Origin of the sequence: Streptoverticillium reticulum (genome assembly GCF_047456005.1) — a bacterium.
Taxonomy (GTDB): Bacteria; Actinomycetota; Actinomycetes; order Streptomycetales; family Streptomycetaceae; genus Streptomyces; species Streptomyces reticulum.
The window spans coordinates 6,753,745-6,768,444 of record NZ_CP179755.1; the positions used below are offsets into that span (position 1 = coordinate 6,753,745).

12 protein-coding genes are annotated in these 14,700 nt (G+C 70.5%); 11 read left to right on the top strand and 1 reads right to left on the bottom strand.

The window, feature by feature from the left end; genetic code table 11:
• Positions 1-170 precede the first annotated feature (170 nt).
• From fmt to ACMATS_RS31190, 9 genes are all read left to right on the top strand, one after another.
• Positions 171-1,115 carry a methionyl-tRNA formyltransferase gene (gene fmt, locus ACMATS_RS31150; protein WP_414169759.1) on the top strand — a complete coding sequence of 315 codons (945 nt, stop codon included), beginning with the start codon at positions 171-173 and terminating at the stop codon, positions 1,113-1,115.
• Between the two features lie 37 nt (positions 1,116-1,152).
• Positions 1,153-2,598: an RsmB/NOP family class I SAM-dependent RNA methyltransferase gene (locus ACMATS_RS31155; RefSeq protein WP_414169760.1), complete on the top strand. Its 1,446-nt coding sequence runs from the start codon at positions 1,153-1,155 to the stop codon at positions 2,596-2,598.
• Between the two features lie 202 nt (positions 2,599-2,800).
• On the top strand, positions 2,801-3,487 hold the full coding sequence (gene rpe, locus ACMATS_RS31160) for a ribulose-phosphate 3-epimerase (RefSeq protein WP_414169761.1): 687 nt from the start codon (positions 2,801-2,803) through the stop codon (positions 3,485-3,487).
• A gap of 171 nt (positions 3,488-3,658) precedes the next feature.
• Positions 3,659-4,648 (top strand): sugar-binding transcriptional regulator, encoded by a 990-nt coding sequence (locus ACMATS_RS31165; protein ID WP_336417370.1) that lies wholly within the window; start codon positions 3,659-3,661, stop codon positions 4,646-4,648.
• A gap of 89 nt (positions 4,649-4,737) precedes the next feature.
• Positions 4,738-5,781, top strand: a complete 1,044-nt coding sequence (locus tag ACMATS_RS31170) for an O-methyltransferase (protein WP_414169762.1) — start codon at positions 4,738-4,740, stop codon at positions 5,779-5,781.
• A complete protein-coding gene (metK, locus tag ACMATS_RS31175) occupies positions 5,720-6,928 on the top strand; it encodes a methionine adenosyltransferase (RefSeq protein WP_227724696.1) in 1,209 nt (402 codons plus the stop codon). The genes ACMATS_RS31170 and metK overlap by 62 nt, the downstream gene beginning before the upstream one ends.
• 226 nt (positions 6,929-7,154) lie before the next feature.
• Positions 7,155-8,597 (top strand): GuaB1 family IMP dehydrogenase-related protein, encoded by a 1,443-nt coding sequence (locus tag ACMATS_RS31180; RefSeq protein WP_390779089.1) that lies wholly within the window; start codon positions 7,155-7,157, stop codon positions 8,595-8,597.
• Between the two features lie 330 nt (positions 8,598-8,927).
• Positions 8,928-10,430 (top strand): amino acid permease, encoded by a 1,503-nt coding sequence (locus tag ACMATS_RS31185; protein WP_390779090.1) that lies wholly within the window; start codon positions 8,928-8,930, stop codon positions 10,428-10,430.
• A 78-nt stretch (positions 10,431-10,508) separates the two neighbouring features.
• The gene (locus ACMATS_RS31190) at positions 10,509-10,964 is read left to right on the top strand and encodes an Lrp/AsnC family transcriptional regulator (protein ID WP_336416525.1); all 456 of its coding nucleotides are present in this window, start codon (positions 10,509-10,511) and stop codon (positions 10,962-10,964) included.
• 15 nt (positions 10,965-10,979) lie between these two features.
• Here ACMATS_RS31190 and ACMATS_RS31195 read toward each other — a convergent pair whose 3' ends face one another.
• Positions 10,980-11,681, bottom strand: coding sequence for a metal-dependent hydrolase (locus tag ACMATS_RS31195; RefSeq protein ID WP_414169763.1), 702 nt, complete (start codon positions 11,679-11,681; stop codon positions 10,980-10,982).
• Positions 11,682-12,110: 429 nt separating this feature from the next.
• Here ACMATS_RS31195 and ACMATS_RS31200 point away from each other — a divergent pair, with 429 nt between their 5' ends.
• Complete coding sequence (locus ACMATS_RS31200; RefSeq protein ID WP_390779093.1) at positions 12,111-12,911, top strand: carbon-nitrogen hydrolase family protein; 801 nt, start codon at positions 12,111-12,113, stop codon at positions 12,909-12,911.
• A 64-nt stretch (positions 12,912-12,975) separates the two neighbouring features.
• Positions 12,976-14,682: a flavin monoamine oxidase family protein gene (locus ACMATS_RS31205; RefSeq protein WP_390779094.1), complete on the top strand. Its 1,707-nt coding sequence runs from the start codon at positions 12,976-12,978 to the stop codon at positions 14,680-14,682.
• The last annotated feature ends 18 nt before the right edge of the window (positions 14,683-14,700 follow it).

The following is a 14,700-nucleotide window of genomic DNA, read 5'->3' on the forward strand; positions in this document are numbered from 1 at the left end:
TCCGGTCAATCTCTCTTGACCCAACGCGCCACGGCCCGCCGGGTCACGGTATGGGGGCGCACGTACTCCGGAATGGGGCGCGCATCCACCCGCACGCCCCCTGGGGCCCGGGCACCTCTAGACTGGTGCGCCGTTCCACCCGGCGCTCGAGGAGAGGTAGTTCGCCACCCATGAGGCTCGTCTTCGCAGGCACCCCCGAGGTCGCCGTCCCCGCCCTCGACGCCCTGATCGCCTCCGAGCGCCACGAGGTCGTCGCCGTCGTCACCCGCCCCGACGCCCCGGCCGGCCGCGGCCGCCGACTGGTCGCCAGCCCTGTCGCCGAGCGCGCGGAGGAGGCCGGCATCGAGGTCCTCAAGCCCGCCCGCCCGCGCGACGAGGACTTCCTCGCCCGGCTGCGCGAGATCGGGCCCGACTGCTGCCCCGTCGTCGCCTACGGTGCCCTGCTGCCGAAGCCGGCCCTGGAGATTCCCGCGCACGGCTGGGTCAACCTGCACTTCTCGCTGCTGCCCGCCTGGCGCGGTGCCGCCCCCGTGCAGCACGCGATCCTGGCCGGCGACGAGGTCACCGGCGCCTCCACCTTCCTCATCGAGGAGGGGCTGGACTCCGGCCCCGTCTTCGGCGTGCTCACCGAGCAGGTCCGGCCCACCGACACCAGCGGCGACCTGCTGACCCGGCTCGCCTTCGCCGGTGCCGGACTGCTGTCCGCCACCATGGACGGCATCGAGGACGGCAGCCTCAAGGCCGTGCCGCAGCCGGCCGACGGCATCTCCCTCGCCCCCAAGATCAACGTGGCGGACGCCCGGATCGACTGGGCCGCCCCCGCCCTCCGCGTCGACCGCGTGGTGCGCGGCTGCTCCCCGGCCCCCGGCGCCTGGACGACCTTCCGCGGCGAGCGCCTGAAGGTGATGGCGGCGGCGCTCGCCCCCGACCGCGCGGACCTGGCCCCCGGTGCGATCGGGGCCGCCAAGAACTCCGTGCACATCGGCACGGGCTCGCACGCGGTGGAGCTGCTGTGGGTCCAGCCGCAGGGCAAGAAACCGATGCAGGCCGCCGACTGGGCCCGCGGGGTGCGCATCGCCGCAGGCGAGCAGCTCGGGGCCGATCAGCCCGCGTAGGCTGGAGGGGTCGCCTTCCCCAGTTCCGGAGCACCTTTTGAACGACCACGCGCCCCGCCGTCAGCAGAGCCGACCCGCGAAACCCCACCGCCGTCCGCAGAAGGACCCGGTGCGGATCCTCGCCTTCGAGGCGCTGCGGGCGGTGGACGAGCGGGACGCGTACGCGAACCTCGTGCTGCCGCCGCTGCTGCGCAAGGCCCGTGAGAAGGGCGGCTTCGACGCGCGTGACGCCGCGCTGGCCACCGAGCTGGTCTACGGCACGCTCCGCCGCCAGGGGACGTACGACGCGATCATCGCGTCCTGCATCGACCGGCCGCTGCGCGAGGTCGACCCGCCGGTGCTGGACGTGCTGAGCCTGGGCACCCACCAGCTGCTCGGCACCCGCATCCCGCCGCACGCCGCGGTGTCGGCCAGCGTCGAGCTGGCCCGCGTGGTGCTCGGCGACGGCCGGGCGAAGTTCGTCAACGCCGTGCTGCGCAAGATCACCGCCCACGACCTGGACGGCTGGGTGGAGCGCGTCGCCCCGCCCTACGAGGACGACCCCGAGGAGCACCTCGCCGTCGTGCACTCCCACCCGCGCTGGGTCGTCTCCGCGCTGTGGGACGCGCTCGGCGGCAGCCGGGCCGGGATCGAGGACCTGCTGGAGGCGGACAACGAGCGGCCCGAGGTGACGCTCGTCGCCCGTCCCGGACGGGCCACCACGGACGAGCTCCTGGCGGCGCTCGGCGAGGACTCCGGGCTGCCCGGCCGCTGGTCCCCGTACGCGGTGCGGCTGGCCGAGGGCGGCGAGCCGGGGGCGCTGGACGCCGTGCGCGAGGGGCGGGCGGGCGTCCAGGACGAGGGCAGCCAGCTGGTCGCCCTCGCGCTGGCCGACGCACCGCTGGACGGGCCGGACCGGCGCTGGCTGGACGGCTGCGCCGGGCCCGGCGGCAAGGCGGCCCTGCTCGGTGCGCTCGCGGCCGAGCGCGGTGCCGCGCTGCTGGCCTCGGAGAAGCAGCCGCACCGGGCGCGCCTCGTGGGGCGCGCGCTGGCCGGCAATCCCGGTCCGTACCAGGTCATCGCCGCCGACGGCACGCGACCGCCGTGGCGGGAGGGGGTCTTCGACCGGGTGCTCGTCGACGTCCCGTGCAGCGGGCTCGGCGCGCTGCGGCGCCGTCCCGAGGCGCGGTGGCGGCGCCGCCCGGAGGACCTGGAGGGGTTCGCCCCGCTCCAGCGGAGTCTGCTGCGGGAGGCACTGCGTGCCGTGCGCGTCGGGGGCGTCGTCGGCTACGCGACGTGCTCGCCGCACCTGGCCGAGACGCGGGCCGTCGTGGACGACGTGCTGAAGGGGCGGGGCGGGCCCGCCCCGGCCGCGGAGTGGATCGACGCACGGCCGCTGATGCGGGGCGTTCCGGCACTGGGCGAGGGCCCGGACGTGCAGCTGTGGCCGCACCTGCACGGGACGGATGCGATGTATCTGGCGCTGCTGCGCCGTACCGCTTGAAACCTGCGCCCCGTAAGGGGCGCGGGGAACTGCGCGACAAGCCCCCACCGGCCCGCAGCCGACGCACAACCCCAGGGGTCCGGGGCGCGAAGCCCCGGGTACTTCGGCTGCGGGCGCGTCGTGGCTGATCGCGCAGTTCCCCGCGCCCCTGACGGGGCGCCCCGCGGCACCGCACAGCGCAGCGTCATGGCAGGCTTGGGGCATGGCTGTGCAGATCAACCCCAGCATCCTCTCCGCGGACTTCGCCCGCCTCGCCGACGAGGCGCAGGCCGTGAAGGGCGCCGACTGGCTCCACGTCGACGTCATGGACAACCACTTCGTCCCCAACCTGACGCTCGGCGTGCCGATCGTCGAGTCGCTGCGCAAGGCCACGGACATCCCGCTGGACTGTCACCTCATGATCGAGGACCCGGACCGCTGGGCTCCGCAGTACGCCGAGGCGGGCGCGGGCTCGGTGACGTTCCACGCCGAGGCGGCGGCCGCGCCGGTCCGGCTGGCGCGGGAGATCCGGCACCAGGGCGCGCGCGCCTCCATGGCGCTCAAGCCCGCGACGCCGATCGAGCCGTTCGAGGACCTGCTGCCCGAGCTCGACATGCTGCTGATCATGACGGTCGAGCCCGGCTTCGGCGGCCAGGCGTTCCTGGACATCATGCTGCCCAAGATCCGCCGTACCCGGGAGCTGATCTCGCGGCACGGTCTGGAGCTGTGGCTGCAGGTCGACGGCGGGGTCTCGGCCACCACCATCGAGCGCTGCGCCGAGGCGGGCGCGGACGTCTTCGTCGCGGGCTCCGCCGTCTACGGTATGGAGGACCCCGCAGCGGCCGTACGCGGCCTGCGCGCACAGGCGGAGAAGGCGACCGCCGCCGCGCCCTGGGCCTGCGGGCACTGAACCGCAGTCGGCGCTCGCCCGAATTGCTGAGCGCCGAGGTCGGGGCCTGATCAAGGACCGTCGTTTCTGACAGGATGACGTCGGGTCCGGCATTCGGGTCCATCAAGTCCTGGCAGAACTCTGCAAAGTAGTGAGGAGACCGCGGTGTCGACGGGCCGTTCAGCATCGCCCATGGGGCCCGCCGAGCTGGTACAGGCGGCGGCGATGGCCCGCCGCTTCTACCTCGAGGGCAAATCGAAGATCCAGATTGCCGAGGAGTTCGGCGTCAGCCGCTTCAAGGTGGCCCGGGTGCTGGAGACGGCGCTCGAACGCGATCTGGTGCGGATCGAGATCCGGGTGCCGGCCGAGCTGGACGCGGAGCGCTCGGACGCACTGCGCGCCCGCTACGGACTGCGGCACGCGGTCGTCGTCGAGTCCCCGGCCGATGCGGCCGACGATGCGCCCGACCCCGAGAACCTCGGCGAGGTGGCTGCCGACCTGCTCGGCGAGCTGGTGCACGAGGGAGATGTGCTCGGCCTGGCCTGGGGCCGTTCCACCATCCACATGGCCGCGGCCCTGCACCGGCTGCCGCCGTGCACGGTCGTCCAGTTGACCGGCGTGTACGACGCGGGCACCGCCGAGCGCGGCTCGGTCGAGGCCGTGCGCCGGGCGGCCCAGGTGTCCGGCGGCGAGGCACACCCGATCTACGCGCCGATGCTGCTGCCCGACCCGGCCACCGCCGCCGCGCTGCGCGGCCAGACCGGCATCGCCCGGGCCTTCGACTACTTCGACAAGGTCACCGTCGCCGCGGTGTCCATCGGCTCCTGGGCACCGGGCATCTCGACCGTCTACGACATGCTCACCGAGGAGGAGCGCGCGCACTACGCCTCGTTGGGCGCCGCCGCCGAGATGTCCGCGCACCTCTTCGACGCCGAGGGCCGCCGCATCGGCCGTGACCTGGGGGAGCGCTGCATCACGGTCGAGGCGGACCGGCTGCGCCGCATCCCGGAGGTCGTGGCCATCGCGGGCGGTCTGCGCAAGGCGGCGGCGATCGGCGCGGTGCTCCGCTCCGGCCTGGTCACCAGCCTCGTCACCGACACCGCGGCAGCGGACCACCTGCTCCACGAGACGGGCCCGGGCCCGCGCCCGGCCCTGGACCGGGCGGACCCGGACGGCTCGTAGGCCAAAGCACGGCACCGGCCCCATGGCGGAACCTCCCCGGTTCCGTCATGGGGATTTTTGTGTGCGGCGAATCCGGATACTCCGCGGACATGACCCTCCTTCAGGGCACGTCCGCGGCCACCGGCCCGGTGCACGTCGTCATCGACAACGCCCTCGCCCCGTACGCCGAGTACCGCGCCTTCCGCCGCGGCGCCCTCGGCAGGGACGCCTACTGCCGCTGGACCGGCTCCGGCGCCGTCACCCCGTCCGAAGTCGGGCTGAACACGGACCAGTTCAACCTCTCGACGCGTTTTCCGGTCGACGAACAGGCTTGTGCGCACCGCATTCTCGACGGCCTGAAGAAAGCCGGCTTCATCGGCTCGACGGCCTATCCCGCCGGGGAGTTCGCCGCTTTCCGGGCCATGCTGTCCGCCCGGTTCCGGCACGGCGCGTACGCGACCTACATCTTTCCCGAGGAAGCGCGGCTGCTCTTCGCGCTGGCACACATCCTGGCACCCCGCAATGCGCTCTTCCCCGGTTCCTACTACGGCTATTGGGCGGTGTGGGCGATGCCCGGCATCATGGCGGCCGGGGGCCGCGCGACCCTCGTCGACGTCGACGCGGACAGCATGCGCCTGGCGCAGGAGAACTTCGCGGCGCTGGGGCTGTCCGGGCATGTCGCGTACGTGACCGCGGACGCCGTCCCGTACGGCCGGACCGTCGAGGACGTCGACCTGTGCGTGCTCGACGCGGAGGGGCCGAAGGACGCCGAGGACCCCGCGCTGCGCGACAAGGCCGTCTACGCCCCGATCATGCGCGCCACGACCCCGGGACTGCGCGAGGGCTGCCTGCTCGTCGCCCACAACATGCTCCTCGAAAACCTCACGGACAACCGCTACTTCGCCGAGCGGATCGTGGCGAACGAGGCCCAGTACGCGGCGTTCCACGAGCACGTGCACGAGTGCTACGACCTCCGTGCGGTCTGCCCGACATCCGAAGGAGTGGGGATCTATCGGAAGTCCAACGACGCTCGAGTGCCTTCCCGGCAAGATCTCCGGAAACGCCGACCGACTGCACGCAAGGAGACGCGGAGTGTCCCGCCGCCTGTTCACCTCGGAGTCTGTGACCGAGGGTCACCCCGACAAGATCGCTGACCAGATCAGCGACACCATTCTCGATGCTCTTCTCCGTGAGGACCCGACGTCCCGCGTTGCTGTCGAGACTCTTATCACCACCGGTCTGGTGCATGTTGCCGGTGAGGTCACGACGAAGGCGTATGCGCCGATCGCGCAGCTGGTGCGCGGCAAGATTCTTGAGATCGGTTACGACTCGTCCAAGAAGGGCTTTGACGGCGCCTCCTGTGGCGTCTCGGTGTCCATCGGTTCGCAGTCTCCGGACATCGCTCAGGGTGTCGACACGGCGTATGAGTCGCGTGTCGAGGGTGATGAGGATGAGCTGGACAAGCAGGGTGCGGGCGATCAGGGCCTGATGTTCGGCTACGCCTGTGACGAGACCCCCGAGCTGATGCCGCTGCCGATCAGCCTGGCGCACCGTCTCTCGCGTCGTCTGACCGAGGTGCGCAAGAACGGGACGATTCCCTACCTGCGTCCGGACGGCAAGACGCAGGTGACGATCGAGTACGACGGTGCGAAGGCGGTCCGTCTCGACACCGTGGTGGTGTCCTCGCAGCACGCCTCGGACATCGACCTGGACTCGCTCCTGGCGCCGGACGTCCGTGAGTTCGTGGTGGAGCATGTTCTCAAGGAGCTGGTGGAGGACGGGATCAAGCTGGACACCGAGGGTTACCGTCTGCTGGTGAACCCGACGGGGCGTTTCGAGATCGGTGGTCCGATGGGTGACGCGGGTCTGACGGGCCGGAAGATCATCATCGACACTTACGGTGGTATGGCCCGTCATGGTGGTGGTGCGTTCTCGGGCAAGGACCCGTCCAAGGTCGACCGTTCTGCTGCGTATGCGATGCGCTGGGTGGCGAAGAACGTGGTGGCTGCGGGTCTGGCGACGCGGTGTGAGGTGCAGGTCGCGTATGCGATCGGCAAGGCGGAGCCGGTGGGTCTGTTCGTGGAGACCTTCGGGACGAACACGATCGACACCGACAAGATCGAGAATGCGATCGGTGAGGTCTTCGACCTGCGTCCCGCGGCGATCATCCGTGATCTGGATCTGCTGCGTCCGATCTATGCGCAGACGGCTGCGTATGGTCACTTCGGCCGTGAGCTGCCGGACTTCACGTGGGAGCGTACCGACCGGGTCGAGGCCCTGAAGCAGGCCGCCGGACTGTAGGGCCGAGATCGTCCAAGGGCCCCGGACCAGCGGGTCTCCGGGGCCTTGGCCGAAGGTACAGACCGGACATGAAGGGCCTGGGGGAAGTCACAGAATGCGACTCCCATTGGCCAGTACGCGGCGACATCATGGATGATGGGTCCAGGAACCTCAGCCCGATCCGGTGCGGGTTCGGTGCTGACTCCCCACCCGCTTTGTACTCAAAACCGCAGGTGAGAGAGCCAGTATGCGTTTCCTCAACGACCAGAAGCCGCCGTACGACCTCACGTACGACGATGTGTTCATGGTGCCGAGCCGCTCCGCGGTCGGTTCCCGCCAGGCAGTGGACCTGTCCACGCCGGACGGGACGGGCACCACCATTCCGCTCGTGGTCGCCAACATGACCGCGATCGCCGGCCGCCGCATGGCCGAGACGGTTGCCCGCCGCGGCGGCATCGTCGTCATCCCCCAGGACATTCCGATCGAGGTCGTCACCGAGGTCATCTCCTGGGTCAAGAGCCGTCACCACGTGCTCGACACCCCCATCGTGCTGACTCCCGCCCAGACCGTCGCCGACGCGCTGTCCCTGCTGCCCAAGCGGGCCCACGGCGCCGGCGTCGTCGTCGACGAGGACCAGCGCCCGGTCGGCGTCGTCACCGAGCACGACCTGACCGGTGTGGACCGCTTCACCCAGCTGTCCGAGGTCATGTCCCGGGAGCTGCTGCTCCTCGACGCCGACATCGACCCGCGCGAGGCGTTCAACCAGCTCGACGCCGCCCACCGCAAGCTCGCCCCCGCCGTCGACAAGGACGGCAGGCTGGTCGGCATTCTGACCCGCAAGGGCGCCCTCCGCGCGACCCTCTACACCCCGGCCGTGGACGGGGACGGCAAGCTGCGCATCGCCGCCGCCGTCGGCATCAACGGCGACGTGGCCGGCAAGGCCAAGGCCCTGCTCGCCGCCGGTGCGGACACCATCGTCGTGGACACCGCGCACGGTCACCAGGAAGGCATGATCGCCGCGGTCAAGGCCGTCCGCGGGCTGGACCCGCAGGTCCCGATCGTCGCGGGCAACATCGTCGCCGCCGAGGGCGTGCGCGACCTCATCGAGGCCGGCGCCGACATCATCAAGGTCGGTGTGGGCCCGGGCGCCATGTGCACCACCCGCATGATGACCGGTGTGGGCCGCCCGCAGTTCTCCGCAGTGCTCGAGTGCGCCGCCGAGGCGAAGAAGTACGGCAAGCACGTCTGGGCCGACGGTGGCGTCCGTCACCCGCGCGACGTCGCCATGGCGCTCGCCGCCGGTGCATCCAACGTCATGATCGGCTCCTGGTTCGCCGGTACCTACGAGTCCCCGGGCGACCTCCAGCAGACCGCCGACGGGCGGCTCTACAAGGAGAGCTTCGGCATGGCCTCGGCCCGCGCCGTGCGCAACCGCACCTCCGAGGAGTCGGCGTACGACCGCGCCCGCAAGGCCCTGTTCGAGGAGGGCATCTCCACCTCCCGCATGTTCCTCGACCCGGCCCGCCCGGGCGTCGAGGACCTGATCGACTCGATCATCGCGGGTGTCCGTTCCTCCTGCACCTACGCCGGCGCCGGCTCCCTGGAGGAGTTCGCCGAGCGTGCCGTCGTCGGCGTCCAGAGCGCCGCCGGTTACGCCGAGGGCAAGCCGCTGCACGCCAGCTGGCAGTAGTCCCGCATTGCCCTGAAGGGGCGCGACCCGGAATCCGGGTCGCGCCCCTTTTTGCTTCGCTTTTTTGCTCAGCCTGTACCGATTCCTGACGCGGGGTGCAATGATCTTTCGTTTCGAAGCACCCCACGCAATGATCGAACGGGCATACGCAATAATGGTGCATTACGAGCGCAGGTCATCACCTCATAAGGTCTGCGCAGAACGTGGAGTGGCGGGTACCGCTTGCTCGGCGGTACCCCCCTGCTACGGGATTGCTCTGCCCTGTCGGCGCACCCGTGGGTGACCGCCGTTCGCCCGCGCCCTCCACCGGCAGCGATAAGGAGCCACCCAGTGTTGGACCACGGCACAGCGCCCCCCGCCGACGACGTGCGCACCCCGCAGGCGCCCGTCGGACTCGGTGCCCGTCTGATGCGGCGCAAGCCGGTCGAACGCCTGGTCGCCGAGGGCGGCCAGGGCGAGGGCGGCACCCTGCGCCGGTCGCTCGGCATGTGGCAGCTGACGATGATCAGCATCGGTGCCACGCTGGGTACCGGCATCTTCGTCGTGCTCGGCGAGGCCGTGCCCAAGGCCGGTCCCGCCGTCATCGTCTCGTTCGTCATCGCCGGTATCACGGCGCTGTTCTCGGCCCTCTCCTACGCCGAGCTCGCCGGTACGATCCCGGTCTCCGGGTCCTCGTACTCGTACGCCTACGCCACCCTGGGCGAGCTCGTCGCCTGGGTCTGCGGCTGGTGCCTGATCCTGGAGTACGGCGTCTCGGTCGCGGCCGTCGCCGTGGGCTGGGGGCAGTACCTGAACGAGCTGCTGGACGGCACGATCGGGGTCACCATCCCGGCGTCGCTGGCCAACCCGCCGGGCGACGGCGGCATCTTCAACCTGCCGGCGCTGATCGTCGTGCTGCTGTGCATGGTGTTCCTGCTGGGCGGGGCCAAGGAGAGCGCCCGGGCGAACACGATCATGGTCGTGGTCAAGATCGCCGCGCTGCTGCTCTTCTGCGGCGTCGCCTTCCAGGGCGTCAAGGCCGGCAACTACAGCCCGTTCATGCCGCTCGGCGTCGCGGGCGTGAGCTCGGCCGGTGCCTCGCTGTTCTTCTCCTACATCGGCTTCGACGCCGCCTCCACCGCGGGCGAGGAGGCCAAGGACGCCCAGCGCGACCTGCCGCGCGCGATCATGCTCTCGCTGATCATCGTCACCGCGCTCTACTGCCTCGTCGCCGCCGTCGCCGTCGGTGCCCTGCCGTGGAAGAAGTTCGAGGGCACGGAGGCCGCACTCGCCGGGATCATGAAGGACGTGACGGGCCAGAGCTTCTGGGCCGTGCTGCTCGCGGCCGGTGCCGTCATCGCCATCGCCAGCGTCGTGCTGACCGTGCTCTACGGCCAGACCCGCATCCTCTTCGCCATGTCCCGTGACGGCCTGGTCCCCAAGGCCTTCTCCAAGGTCCACGCCAAGAGCGGCGTCCCGCGGACGAACACGATCATCGTCTCCCTCTTCTGCGGAGTCCTCGCCGCGGCCGTCCCGTTGGGCCAGCTCGCCGACGCCACCAGCATCGGCACGCTGTTCGCCTTCGCCCTGGTCAACGTCGCCGTCATCGTGCTGCGGCGCACGCGGCCCGCGATGAAGCGCAGCTTCCGGGTGCCGCTCAGCCCGTTCTTCCCGGCGATCGGCTTCCTGCTGTGCATCTACATGATGAGCAGCCTGGACGTCATCACGTGGGAGGTCTTCGGCGCCTGGATGGTCGTCGGCCTGCTGATCTACTTCTTCTACGGGCGCAAGTCCTCCCGGCTCGAGCGCGAGTCCGCGGAGGGGACCGCCGTGGAGCCCGCTGCTGCGGAGTAGGCCTGCGATGTCGTGAATGCCCCGTCCGTGATCTACTTCTCACTACACCGGCCCTCTTAGAGAAGTGATCCACCCGCAGTGCGACTGAACGAGCTCGACGAACGCATCGTGCACGCCTTGGCCGAAGACGCCAGGCGCTCCTACGCCGACATCGGCGCGGAGATCGGGCTGAGCGCGCCGGCCGTCAAACGGCGCGTCGACCGGCTCCGCGCCGAGGGCGCCATCACGGGGTTCACGGTACGGGTGGACCCCGCGGCCCTCGGCTGGGAGACCGAGGGGTTCATCGAGCTCTACTGCCGCCGGAACACCTCGCCCGAGGCGATCCACCGGGGGCTGTCCCGCTACCCGGAGGTCGCCTCGGCCTCCACCGTCACGGGCGAGGCCGATGCGATCGTCCAGGTCTTCGCCTCGGACATGCGGCACTTCGAGCGCGTCCTGGAACGCATCGCGGGCGAGCCGTTCGTCGAACGAACGAAGTCGGTGCTCGTCCTCTCTCCGCTGCTGCGGCGCTTCAGCTCCGGGGCGCCGTCCTAGGGCGGGTCCGATGGGTCAGTTCGTGGCGTCCGGCGAGAGCGCCGTGAACCACAGCAGGGCGACGGTCGCCACACCCATGATCGGGGTGAGGATCTCCGTCTCCAGCCGGTTGCCGCTGGACTTGATCACCACTATTTCGTAGCGGGTCTTGATCGGCCACAGCCAGGGCGCACCCCGCTTGGTGATCGAGTCGCCCAGCAGGTGGGCCACACAGCCCAGCCCGACGGCGTACGGCAGCCAGCCCGGCGCCGAGGGGATGAACTTGGCTATCACCGCGGTGCCGATACCGGCCATCGCCACGATGGTGCCCCAGGCGTGGAAGCCGTGTCCGGGCGGGCAGATGTTGAGCGCCCGGACGGCCAGGGCCAGCAGGAAGAACGTCATGACCAGGGTGAACGGCCGCCCCAGGAAGGTCACTCCGGCCCAGCTGCCGAGCGTCATCAGCGCCACGAAGAACAGCGAGTGCGTGGCGTGCCGGTGGCCGCCGGAGGCCCAGGCCACGAAGCGGCACAGCGTCTTCGACACCGGGCCCAGGAAGTTGGCTATGGTCCCGTCGTGATGGTCGAGGTCCGGCAGCAGCGCGGCACCGGCGCACAGGACCGTGCCCATCAGTATTTCCTGCGGTGCCAGATGCGCGTGCATGACCAGCGGCGGCAGGTACGGTGCCGTGCCGGCGAACAGCAGTGCACCGCTCACGGCGTGCGAGTGGCCCATCATGACGTGGTCGTTCTCCCCGTTCCGGCGTCACGAGGGTGACGCATCATCAAAACCCGGAAGACGCTACCAGCAAGATCCGCAGTTCCCCCGGGCGAGGAGCCCCTCCGGCCGGGCCCGGGCGCAGGCCCGGTGCGGGGACGAATTCCTCATCGAGCACATGGATTGCCGAGGGACTGCGCGATCACCGGGCCTTTCCGCAATTTCCGGCGGCCGCACCCCTGATCGTCACTGCCGTGATCGTCACTGCCGTGTCGGCGGGGGCGTGCAACGAATCGCTGCAATGCTGCAGAAACGCGCAATGAATGTGCCGCTGGCACGCAACATCGGCGCCTTGTCCGGCCCTGTTACCGGCCCGTACCGTCAAGGCGTTTAACAAATCCTTGTCGCGCACGCCGGGTCTCCCCGCTCGATCAGTTGAAGAGGACGCGAATGAATCCGCTGCGCATCGCGCTGTACCAGGGCCCCGGCGGCGTTCCGTCCTCCACCGATGACAGCCTCACCGCTCTTGCGGCCGCCGCACGGCGGGCGGCCGACGGGGGCGCGCGGCTGTTGCTGGCCAACGAGCTGTATCTGAGCGGGTATGCCGTCGGCTCCCGGTTCGGCGAGCTCGCGGAGCCCGCCGACGGGCCCGGCGCCGAGGCCGTCTCCCGGATCGCGGCCGAGCACGGGCTGGCCGTCGGCTACGGCTACCCGGAGCGGGACGGCGACACGGTCTTCAACTCCTTCCAGCTCTTCGGCCCGGACGGCTCCCGGCTCGCCAACTACCGCAAGGTGCACGTCTTCGGCGACTACGAGAACGCCCACTTCGCCCCCGGCCGGGAGCTCGTGGTCCAGGCCGAACTCGACGGCATCCGCCTCGGCCTGCTGATCTGCTACGACGTGGAGTTCCCCGAAGCCGTGCGCGCGCATGCGCTCGCCGGGACCGACCTGCTGCTCGTCCCGACGGCGCTGGCGCGCCCGTTCGAGATCGTCCCGCAGACGATCGTGCCGACCCGCGCCTGGGAGAGCCAGCTCTACATCGCCTACGTCAACCGCTGCGGTGACGAAGGCGAGTTCCCCTTCGCCGGGCTGTCCTGCCTGGCCGCGCCCGACGGGACCGTACGGGCGCGGGCCGGGGCCGGCGAGGACCTGCTCCTCGCCGACGTGGACCCGGACCTGCTCGCGTCCTCGCGTGCCCAGAACACCTATCTGAGCGACCGGCGCCCGGAGTTGTACGGCGCGCTGCGCTGATCCCCGCGGCACCCCGCCCTCCACCCCCTCCCCAACACCCCCTGTCAGTAGGAGAGTCCAGCCGATGACGTCCACGGTGCCCACCGCCGCCCACGACGAGCACGAGTCCGGCCGGCCCGTCGAGCCGCCGATCACCATGTTCGGCCCGGACTTCCCTTTCGCCTACGACGACTTCCTCGCCCACCCGGCGGGCCTCGGCCAGATACCGGCGACCGAGCACGGCACCGAGGTCGCCGTGATCGGCGGCGGGCTGTCCGGGATCGTGGCCGCGTACGAGCTGATGAAGATGGGGCTCAAGCCCGTCGTCTACGAGGCGGACCGGATCGGCGGGCGGCTGCGCACCGTCGGCTTCGACGGCTGCGACGAGGGCCTGACCGCCGAGATGGGCGCGATGCGCTTCCCGCCCTCCTCCACCGCCTTCCAGCACTACATCGACCTGGTGGGCCTGGAGACCACGCCCTTCCCCAACCCCCTGGCCCCCGCCACCCCGTCCACCGTCGTGGATCTCAAGGGCGAGTCGCACTATGCGGAGTCCATCGACGACCTGCCGCAGGTCTACCGCGACGTGGCCGAGGCGTGGAACGCCTGTCTGGAGGAGGGCGCGGACTTCTCCGACATGAACCGCGCCATGCGCGAGCGCGACGTGCCGCGCATCCGCGAGATCTGGGCGAAGCTGGTGGAGAAGCTCGACAACCAGACCTTCTACGGCTTCCTCTGCGACTCCGCGGCCTTCAAGTCCTTCCGGCACCGGGAGATCTTCGGCCAGGTCGGCTTCGGCACCGGCGGCTGGGACACCGACTTCCCCAACTCCATCCTGGAGATCCTGCGCGTCGTCTACACCGAGGCGGACGACCACCACCGCGGCATCGTCGGCGGCAGCCAGCAGCTCCCGCTGCGGCTGTGGGAGCGCGAGCCGGAGAAGCTCGTCCACTGGCCGCAGGGCACTTCGCTGTCCTCCCTGCACGGCGGCGCGCACCGCCCGGCCGTGACCCGGCTGCACCGCACGTCGGGCAACCGCATCACGGTGACCGATGCGGACGGCGACATCCGCTCCTTCCGGGCGGCGATTTTCACCGCACAGTCCTGGATGCTGCTGTCCAAGATCCAGTGCGACGACGAGCTGTTCCCCATCGACCACTGGACGGCGATGGAGCGGACGCACTACATGGAGTCGTCCAAGCTCTTCGTGCCTGTGGACCGGCCGTTCTGGCTGGACAAGGACGAGGAGACGGGACGGGACGTGATGTCGATGACGCTCACCGACCGGATGACCCGCGGCACCTACCTCCTCGACAACGGGCCCGACCAGCCCGCCGTCATCTGCCTCTCCTACACCTGGTGCGACGACAGCCTCAAGTGGCTGCCGCTGTCGGCGGGGGAGCGCATGGAGGTCATGCTCAAGTCGCTCGGCGAGATCTATCCCAAGGTCGACATCCGCAAGCACATCATCGGCAACCCGGTGACGGTCTCCTGGGAGAACGAGCCCTACTTCATGGGCGCGTTCAAGGCCAACCTGCCCGGCCACTACCGCTACCAGCGGCGGCTGTTCACCCACTTCATGCAGGACCGGCTGCCCGAGGACAAGCGGGGCATCTTCCTCGCGGGCGACGACATCTCCTGGACGGCCGGCTGGGCCGAGGGCGCCGTGCAGACCGCGCTCAACGCGGTGTGGGGCGTGATGCACCAGTTTGGCGGGGCGACGGACGGGACGAACCCCGGCCCCGGTGACGTCTACGACGAGATCGCTCCGGTCGAGCTGCCGGAGGACTGACGCGGGGAGCGGCGCGGG

Excerpts from the sequence above, each read along its gene's own strand:
- fmt (WP_414169759.1), top strand. The coding sequence starts at position 171 with ATGAGGCTCGTCTTCGCAGGCACCCCCGAGGTCGCCGTCCCCGCCCTC.
- rpe (WP_414169761.1), top strand. The coding sequence starts at position 2,801 with ATGGCTGTGCAGATCAACCCCAGCATCCTCTCCGCGGACTTCGCCCGC.
- ACMATS_RS31165 (WP_336417370.1), top strand. The coding sequence starts at position 3,659 with ATGGGGCCCGCCGAGCTGGTACAGGCGGCGGCGATGGCCCGCCGCTTC.
- ACMATS_RS31170 (WP_414169762.1), top strand. The coding sequence starts at position 4,738 with ATGACCCTCCTTCAGGGCACGTCCGCGGCCACCGGCCCGGTGCACGTC.
- ACMATS_RS31180 (WP_390779089.1), top strand. The coding sequence starts at position 7,155 with ATGCGTTTCCTCAACGACCAGAAGCCGCCGTACGACCTCACGTACGAC.
- ACMATS_RS31195 (WP_414169763.1), bottom strand. The coding sequence starts at position 11,681 with ATGATGGGCCACTCGCACGCCGTGAGCGGTGCACTGCTGTTCGCCGGC.
- ACMATS_RS31200 (WP_390779093.1), top strand. The coding sequence starts at position 12,111 with ATGAATCCGCTGCGCATCGCGCTGTACCAGGGCCCCGGCGGCGTTCCG.
- ACMATS_RS31205 (WP_390779094.1), top strand. The coding sequence starts at position 12,976 with ATGACGTCCACGGTGCCCACCGCCGCCCACGACGAGCACGAGTCCGGC.